Source organism: Natronospira sp. (assembly GCF_007134575.1).
Taxonomy (GTDB): Bacteria; Pseudomonadota; Gammaproteobacteria; order Natronospirales; family Natronospiraceae; genus Natronospira; species Natronospira elongata.
Genome location: NZ_SLKM01000044.1, coordinates 1 through 7,683, shown reverse-complemented (window position 1 = coordinate 7,683; position 7,683 = coordinate 1). Strand labels below are relative to the sequence as shown.

General features: G+C 61.9%; 7 protein-coding genes and 1 pseudogene. 4 read left to right on the top strand and 4 right to left on the bottom strand.

The genetic code is table 11. From position 1 onward, the window contains the following. A pseudogene (locus ACJWXQ_RS01685) lies at positions 1-413 on the top strand (hypothetical protein); the annotation flags it as partial. Between the two features lie 51 nt (positions 414-464). Here ACJWXQ_RS01685 and ACJWXQ_RS01680 read toward each other — a convergent pair. Together ACJWXQ_RS01680 and ACJWXQ_RS01675 are read right to left on the bottom strand one after the other, a co-directional pair. Further along, entirely contained in the window at positions 465-1,577 is a 1,113-nt protein-coding gene (locus ACJWXQ_RS01680) for a histone deacetylase (RefSeq protein ID WP_406672022.1), read from the bottom strand. Positions 1,578-1,672: 95 nt separating this feature from the next. Further along, positions 1,673-2,791 (bottom strand): diaminopropionate ammonia-lyase, encoded by a 1,119-nt coding sequence (locus ACJWXQ_RS01675; RefSeq protein ID WP_406672021.1) that lies wholly within the window; start codon positions 2,789-2,791, stop codon positions 1,673-1,675. 59 nt (positions 2,792-2,850) lie between these two features. On the opposite strand from ACJWXQ_RS01675, the gene ACJWXQ_RS01670 reads away from it, so the two are divergent. Continuing rightward, the gene (locus ACJWXQ_RS01670) at positions 2,851-3,825 is read left to right on the top strand and encodes an MBL fold metallo-hydrolase (protein WP_346050663.1); all 975 of its coding nucleotides are present in this window, start codon (positions 2,851-2,853) and stop codon (positions 3,823-3,825) included. Between the two features lie 496 nt (positions 3,826-4,321). Here ACJWXQ_RS01670 and ACJWXQ_RS01665 read toward each other — a convergent pair whose 3' ends face one another. Beyond that, positions 4,322-4,639 carry an MGMT family protein gene (locus tag ACJWXQ_RS01665; protein WP_346050664.1) on the bottom strand — a complete coding sequence of 106 codons (318 nt, stop codon included), beginning with the start codon at positions 4,637-4,639 and terminating at the stop codon, positions 4,322-4,324. After that, complete coding sequence (locus ACJWXQ_RS01660) at positions 4,639-5,001, bottom strand: hypothetical protein (RefSeq protein WP_346050665.1); 363 nt, start codon at positions 4,999-5,001, stop codon at positions 4,639-4,641. Before ACJWXQ_RS01660 ends, ACJWXQ_RS01665 begins: the two co-directional genes overlap by 1 nt. Before the next feature lie 67 nt (positions 5,002-5,068). Between ACJWXQ_RS01660 and ACJWXQ_RS01655 the strand changes: the two genes are divergently transcribed. Continuing rightward, positions 5,069-5,254 carry a hypothetical protein gene (locus tag ACJWXQ_RS01655; RefSeq protein ID WP_346050666.1) on the top strand — a complete coding sequence of 62 codons (186 nt, stop codon included), beginning with the start codon at positions 5,069-5,071 and terminating at the stop codon, positions 5,252-5,254. 70 nt (positions 5,255-5,324) lie between these two features. After that, complete coding sequence (locus tag ACJWXQ_RS01650) at positions 5,325-7,517, top strand: prolyl oligopeptidase family serine peptidase (protein WP_346050667.1); 2,193 nt, start codon at positions 5,325-5,327, stop codon at positions 7,515-7,517. Positions 7,518-7,683: the final 166 nt, after the last annotated feature.

Genomic DNA, 7,683 nt, shown 5'->3' with positions numbered 1-7,683 from the left:
CATGTAGGCTGAATCTAGGTCGTGATCTGGAAGCATGGAGAGAAGAAGCTATTCGTGCTGACGATGTTGATTCCCTAGTCTTCGATGCGACGACCAATGAATTCCCTTTGCTACTTACCGTTGATAACGGGAAAATCTATATCGGCTATGTAGACAGCTGGCCAAAGCCTGGGTCGGAAAACGAATGGCTGACGTTATTGCCCTTGGCTTCTGGGTTTCGGAAAGATAATCTCGAAGTTGAACTCACAACGAGCTACGATGAGGTTATTGTCGAGTTGGCCAGTGACGAAAGCGAAAAGGCCTCTATTCAAGAATTATTATCGAAATACCAAGTTTGCGTTTGCAGAGACAACATTGTATCCATAAGCAGATTCGATTTCGAAACGTACAATAACGCCAGCCTATCATCATGATCTTCGTTACTACTACTTCTCTAAAGTAACGAACTGATCGTGCAACTCCGCTCAATCAATGTCATCGCCAAACGCACTGAGATGAAAATCCCGCGCCTCGGTAACCGCCGCCACCCCGGGATCGGTGGGGACCTTGGGATCGCCACCGGCCAGGACCTCCAGCACGGCGTGGACCCCGCGGGCCAGTGGTTGCAGGTTGTAGCCGCCTTCCAGCAAAAAGGCCAGTCGCCCCTTGCAGAGCTGGTCCGCCAGATCACGCATGATTCCGGTGAGCTGGCTGAAGCCCTCGTCACTGCAGTTGAGGCAAAGATCCAGACGGTGAGGGTCGAAACCGGCCGAGACCAGGATCAGATCGGGCTGGAACCACTCTGCGGCCGGGACCAGAATCTCCCGGAAGGCGCGAATCATCGCCTCATCGCCGGCCCCCTCCGGAAGGGGCACATTGATGGTGGTACCCTCGCCGATACCCTCACCCACCTCCTCCAGATGGCCGCTGCCCGGATAAAAGGGTGCGGCGCGATGGGTATCGAAAAGCATCACATCGGGGTTGGCCCAGAAAATATCCTGGGTCCCATTGCCATGGTGGGCATCCCAGTCAACGATCAAGACACGCTCGCAATCCATCGCCATCTGCGCATGGGCGGCGGCCACGGCAACGTTGTTGAACAGACAAAAACCGCGGGCACGCACCGAGGTGGCGTGATGCCCCGGCGGCCGGGAGAGGGCGAAGGCGCTGTCCGCTTCGCCGGTCATTACCGCCTCGACGGCCCGGATCGCCGAGCCCGCCGCTACTTCCGCGGCCTCCACACTGCCGGGTGAGACCGCCGTGGTGTCCACGTCCAGCCAGGCATGCTTGCCACGCAGCTTGTAGATGGATTTGAGATAGCTGTCGGTATGAACCCGCAGCAACTCTTCGCGGGTCGCCACCCGGCCGGGTGCCAGCTCCACTCCAGCAATGGGCTCGGCTGCCAGCAAGTCGGTGATCGCCGTGATCCGACCGGGATGCTCAGGGTAGTTCCATTTCACCACCAGGCTGGAGAGAATTCCCCGCACCCGCTTGTTGAGCCGTCCCGGCAGGAACTCATCCTCCACGTCAGGGCGGTGCTCCAGCACGCGGGGATCGTTGAGGACCAGGACCTTGCGTTGCTTGGCATTGTCATTCACGCTCGCACTCCCTTCGCCACCTCAGTTGCAGCATAGCCCAGTGGAAGCGATCAGTAACGGTCGTTCTCGTTGTCCTGAGTCATGCCTGACCCCTGTCACGCCGGGGCCTCGGTGAGTATTGCGAGCACCCGAGCATGTTCATCCAGGTTCGCGGCCTTTCGTGCCGCCGGATCATCTACCAGCTTCGCCAGGCCCGCCAGCCCGGCGGTGCCGGTAGGGCTGGTGGCAAGTGATGGCTGGCCTTCCGCCAGCCTTCGAGCCATTCGCCGACAGCTGTCATCATCCACGCTCAGGAAATGTTCAGCCTGTCGGGCAAGAATCTCCCAGGCCAGGGGCGAGGGTTCGGCGCAATCCATCCCTCGCAGTACCGTGTCCAGTGAGCCCGCGCTGCGACGGCGCTCACCGGCACGGGCGCTAGTGAGCAGGCAGTCGGCCTCGGCCGGCTCCACCACGATCAGCGTCGGCCGCGACCGGCCCCAGCGGCAGACGCTCCAGGCCGCCAGCGACCCGGGCAGCCCGCCCACGCCGCCCTGAATGACCAGATGGCTGGGGGCCGCCAGGCCCTGGGACTGCCACTGAGCTTCACTTTCTTCCAGTATCTGGCCGTAGCCGAGCATGACCCGGCGGGCCGATTCCCGGTCACCCAGCAGGTTGCTGTCCGGCACGAAAATCCAGTCATGGGCCTTGGCCCTTTCCCGGGCCTGTGCCACGGTTTCATCGTAGCGCGCGTCAATGGTCTCGATGTGGGCCCCCTTGTCCCGGATCGCCGCGACACGCGAGGCCTCGGTGTGGGCGGGCAGAAAGACCCGGCAGGCCGCCCCGATCAGGCGCGCACCGGCCGCCACCGCCTGGGCATGATTGCCGGCACTGGCGCAGGCAATGGTGAGATTCGCGGCAGGCCGCATGGCCGGATCGAAAAGGGCCCTGGGTGGGCCGTCGAAACCGTTGGACCGCAGCGCCTCCCAGGCCAGCATGACCACTGCATAGGGTCCGCCCAGGCCCTTGAAACTGCGCAGGCCGAAGCGGGCCGATTCATCCTTGAGCAGCAGCCCGTCAAGCCCGAGCGCGTGGGCCAGATCGGGTGCACTGTGAAGGGGGGTTGGCCGGTACGCCGGGCAGGCCCGAATGAAGTCGGCGGCCTGGCCGAAATCCCGGGCCCTGAAGCCCGCCGGCAACTCAGTGGTCGCTGTTTTCTGCTGGTGATGGATCCACATCCCCTGTTCTCCGTCACAAGGCCTGTAAAATGGGCCGACACGCATCGACTGGAGGCGCTATGAGTGTGACCGCCACTCGCCCGAGACTGACCCGTTTCCCGCACGGTATCACGGCCATCGATACCGATTACCACCGGCCGCGTTTCGATGCCAGCCACCTGATCGTCGATCAAGGCCGCGCCGCCTATGTGGACACCGGCACCAGCCATTCGGTGCCGTCGCTGCTGGCGGCACTGGATGAATTCCGCCTGGACCGGGAGGCGGTGGATTATGTCCTGCTGACCCATGTGCATCTGGATCATGCCGGCGGCGCCGGCGAGCTGATGCGCCACCTGCCCAATGCCGTTTGTGTCGTCCATCCTCGCGGTGCGCGACACATGGTTGACCCAGGCAAGCTGATTGCCGGCACCAAGGCCGTGTATGGCGAGGCGATGTTCAATCAGCTGTATGGCGAGATTCCCCCGATCCCGGCCGAGCGGGTTCGGGAATCGCAGGATGGCATGACCCTGACCCTGGGCGAGCGCCACCTGACGCTGTTGCATACCCCGGGCCATGCCAAGCATCACTACTGCATCTTCGATGACCGGCCCCACGCCGTTTTCACCGGCGATACCTTCGGCGTTTCCTACCGGGAACTGGATACCGACCAGGGCGAGTTCATCCTCCCCACCACCACCCCGGTCCATTTCGACCCCGAGGCCATGCATGCTTCCATCGACCGGATCATGGGCTTGGAGCCGAATGCCTGTTTCCTCACCCACTACAGCCGCGTGACCGACCTGGACCGCCACGCCGAAACCCTGCACGCGGAGATCGACGCCTTCGTGGCCATCGCCCGCGAGCACCAGCAAAGTGATAATCGTGTCGACGAGATCGAGGCCGCTCTGATCGACCATCAGGCTGAACGCCTGGCGCGGCATGGCATCAGTGAGCCGGAACAGAAGGCAGGGGATATTCTGGGCATGGACCTCAAGCTGGACGCCCAGGGCCTGGATGTCTGGCTGACTCAGCAGGAGAAGGCGGCTTCTAGGTAAAGGCCTCGATTCATGCAGGACCCTTTGTTATCGGTGACGGGGCGCATTCCGGCTTTGGAGCCGACAGGGCTTTCCAAGGACACCGTAAACCCATCCATGGGGGCTCTGGGTTCGGTCGAAAGGCTGCGCATTCCTGCTCCGCCTCCCGGTCCAGCCCGCACATCCCTGTGCGGGCGTTCGGCAAGCCGCGATGGTCCACCGGACCATCGGTCTTGCCTCACCCTGGCTCACACTGCCTTGGAAAGCCCTGTCGGCTCCAAGGCCTACCTTGGGGGGTGGTCACCTGGGTAGTGCCTGCTGATGGCTTATTCTGGAATTTGAGCAAATTGCCTTCGATTTGGGCCGTTTAATCGCGGCTAAAGCCGCTCCTACGGCGGCTTCGGCGTAAGCTTATAGGCACCGTAGGAGCGAATTTATTCGCGATTGAAGGCCACCAGGACCTGGACCGAAATGCCCCACCGTCACCGCCATCGAAGGGTATTACCCTAATCGAAGCCTAATCAGAAAACCCAAACCGATAGCGCCCCAAATCAATCCGCCCGCGCAAGCCGAATTCCACCCCTTCCTCCGCCAGCCGATCCCGCTGGATGGAGCCGGCCCCGTCGTCCGGCAGGCTGAGCTCACCGCGGGCATTGATGATTCGGTGCCAGGGCAGGGTGCTGCCGGAGGGCAGGGCGTGGAGGGCATAACCCACCAGGCGGGCCTGGCCGGGAAGACCGGCCGCACGGGCGATATCACCGTAGGTACTGACATAGCCCCTGGGCACTGCCGCCACCGCGGCATAGATGCGCTCGTAATACTCCGACGACGCCATTACCGACCAGAGCCGGCCAGCATCGACCAGACCACCGTGAACACCAGTCCCCCGCTGGTGCCCAGAATGGCCAGCGTCAGACCGACCCCGGTGTAGGTACCGGTAAGCAGAATCAGGCCCAGCTCCGCCACCGTCACCACCATTACCAGCGCCGCTGCACTCAGGTAGTGTGCCCGGGCCCGGGCCTTGCCCAGCAGGCGGGTGGCGGCCAGCAGCCAGAAGGTGCCCGCCGCCCCGGCAAACAGCCCGGCCCCCAGCGGATCGATGGGTGCCCACAGCCCGGCGCTCACCAGCCAGGCGAGCAGAGCGATGCCGGTGGCGATGATCAAAAGGGCAAATCCGGCGGCGAGCAACTGGTACATGCGTGGGCTCCGTGGCAATCTGCGGCATTGGCTGCGAATACGCGACATTCTACCGCGAGGATCGATTATGCAAATTATTGCCATTGTCCTGATGATCTTCTTCGCCGTCTGCGGTTATCAGATCGCCCGCAAGGCCGGCTACAACCCCTGGCTGGGCCTGCTCGCCGCCATTCCCATTGTCCATCTCGTCCTTCTCCTCATCCTCGCCTTCAGCGAATGGCCGATCCATCGCGGTGAATCCCACGGCGGGTGACTTGGCCCGGGGCCCAGTTTGTCCTAGTCTTTCCAATTCCCCGAGCAAAGCAAACGGACTTTAAATCGCCATGTACAGACAATCCCTTATCAGTCTATCCGTCGCCTCGGCGCTCGCCCTGGCCGCCTGTGAGGCACCCGACCAAGAGACCCAGGAGGAAAGCCGGGCCGACGTCGCAGAAACCCAGCGTCCGGCCTACCCTGAAACCCGCCGCCAGGACCTGGTGGAGGAAATCCACGGCCACGAGATTGCCGACCCTTATCGCTGGCTGGAGGAGCTGGGCAGTGAGGAGGTTCGTGACTGGATCAATGCCCAGAACGAACTCACCTTCGAGCACCTCGAGAGCCTGGACGGGCGTCAGCGCTTCAAGGAGCGGATGACCGAACTCTGGGACTTCGAGCGCTACTCGGTGCCCAGCGAGGAAGCGGGCCGCTACTTCTACCGCCGGAACGACGGCCTGCAGGACCATGATGTCCTTTACTGGCTTTCGGAGCTGGATGACGAGCCGCAGGTCCTGATCGATCCCAACCGCTTTTCCGAGGATGGCACCGTTTCCCTGACCATGACCTCGGTGCGCGAGGATGGGGAATACATTGCCTACGGCAAGGCCGAGGGCGGTTCGGACTGGCAGACCTTCCATATCCGCAATATTGAATCGGGCGAGGACACCGGTGATTTCCTCGAGTGGATCAAGTATTCACCGGCCGCCTGGACCCATGATCACGAAGGCTTCTTCTACAGCCGTTACCCGGAACCGGAAGGGGATCCTTTGACCGCGCCCAATGAAGATCATCGGGTCTTCTACCATCGCATGGGCCAGGATCAGGAAGACAATGTTCTGGTCTACGAACGGCCCGACCGGCCGGATTGGCGCTTTGCCCCGGAAGTCAGTGACGATGGTCGCTATCTGATCCTGACCGTTCGGGAAGGTACCGATCGCCGCAACCGGGTCTATTACCTGGATTTGCAGGATCCGGAAGATCCCTCCTTCGACGGAGATGTGGTGGAGTTGCTGGATGATTTCGACGGCGGTTATCACTTCCTTGATAACGACGGCGAGACCTTCTTTTTCTACACCACCGCCGATGCGCCCCGTGGTCGGATCATCGCCATTGATACCGGCGAACCGGATCGTGACAACTGGGAAACCATTGTCGAGGAACGTGAGCGAGTGATCCGAGGCGTCAATGCCGTGGGTGACTATTTCATCGTCAACTACATGGAAGATGCCCACAGCCGCCTGTCGATCTTTGGCCGTGATGGCGAGGACAGGGGCGACGTGGAACTCCCCACGCTGGGAACCGTCGGCAGCGTCAGCAGCGGCCGTGACGGCGAGATGTTCTTCTCCTTCAGCTCCTTCCTCTATCCCACCACGGTGTTCCACCACAAGCCCGGTGAGTGGGAGGAGCCGGAACTGTTCCGACAGCCTGAACTGAGCGGCTTCGATCCGGAGGACTATGTGACACAGCAGGTCATCTATGAGTCCAAGGACGGCACCGAAGTCCCCATGTTCATTACCCACCGTCGGGATGTGGAGCCCGATGGCAATGTCCCCACCCTGCTCTATGGCTATGGTGGCTTCAACATTCCCATCCTGCCCTCATTCTCGGTGGAGAACCTGGCCTGGATGGAACAGGGCGGCATCTACGCTTCCGCCAACATTCGTGGTGGTGGTGAATACGGCCGTGAATGGCACCAGGCCGGTGTGCAGGACAAGAAGCAGAATGTCTTTGACGACTTCATCGCGGCCGCCGAGTATCTGATCGACGAGGGTTATACCTCGGCCGACAACCTGGGCATCTACGGTCGCTCCAACGGTGGCTTGCTGGTGGGCGCCGTCATCAATCAGCGCCCCGAGCTCTTTGGGGCCGCACTGCCGGCGGTGGGCGTGATGGATATGCTGCGCTTCCACAAGTTCACCGTGGGCGCGGGCTGGGCCCCGGATTACGGCAACCCGGAGGTCAAGGAGGACTTTGAAGTGCAGCTGCAGTATTCGCCTTACCACAACATCGCCGAGGGTCATGACTATCCGCCGGTATTGGTGACCACGGCGGACCATGACGATCGTGTGGTGCCTGGCCACAGCTTCAAGTACGCGGCCATGCTGCAGTACAAGCAGGCCGAGGACAGCGCCAGTCCCATGCTCATCCGCATCGAGGACCGCGCCGGCCACGGCGCCGGCATGTCCACCACCATGCGCATCGAGGAAGCCCGAGACCGTTGGGCTTTCCTGGCGGAGCACTTGGGATTGGAACTGGATTGAGGTGCCGGGTAAGCGGAATCGGCGGGCCCCGGAAGGGGCCCGTTTTTTTTGCCCCGTGGGAGCGGATTCATCCGCGATTGCAATCCAAGCGAAGGCACGCCGCTCTCTGTGGGCGATAGAAGAATGGTGTGCCAGCCGAGGGCATCCAATCGCGGATGAATCCGCT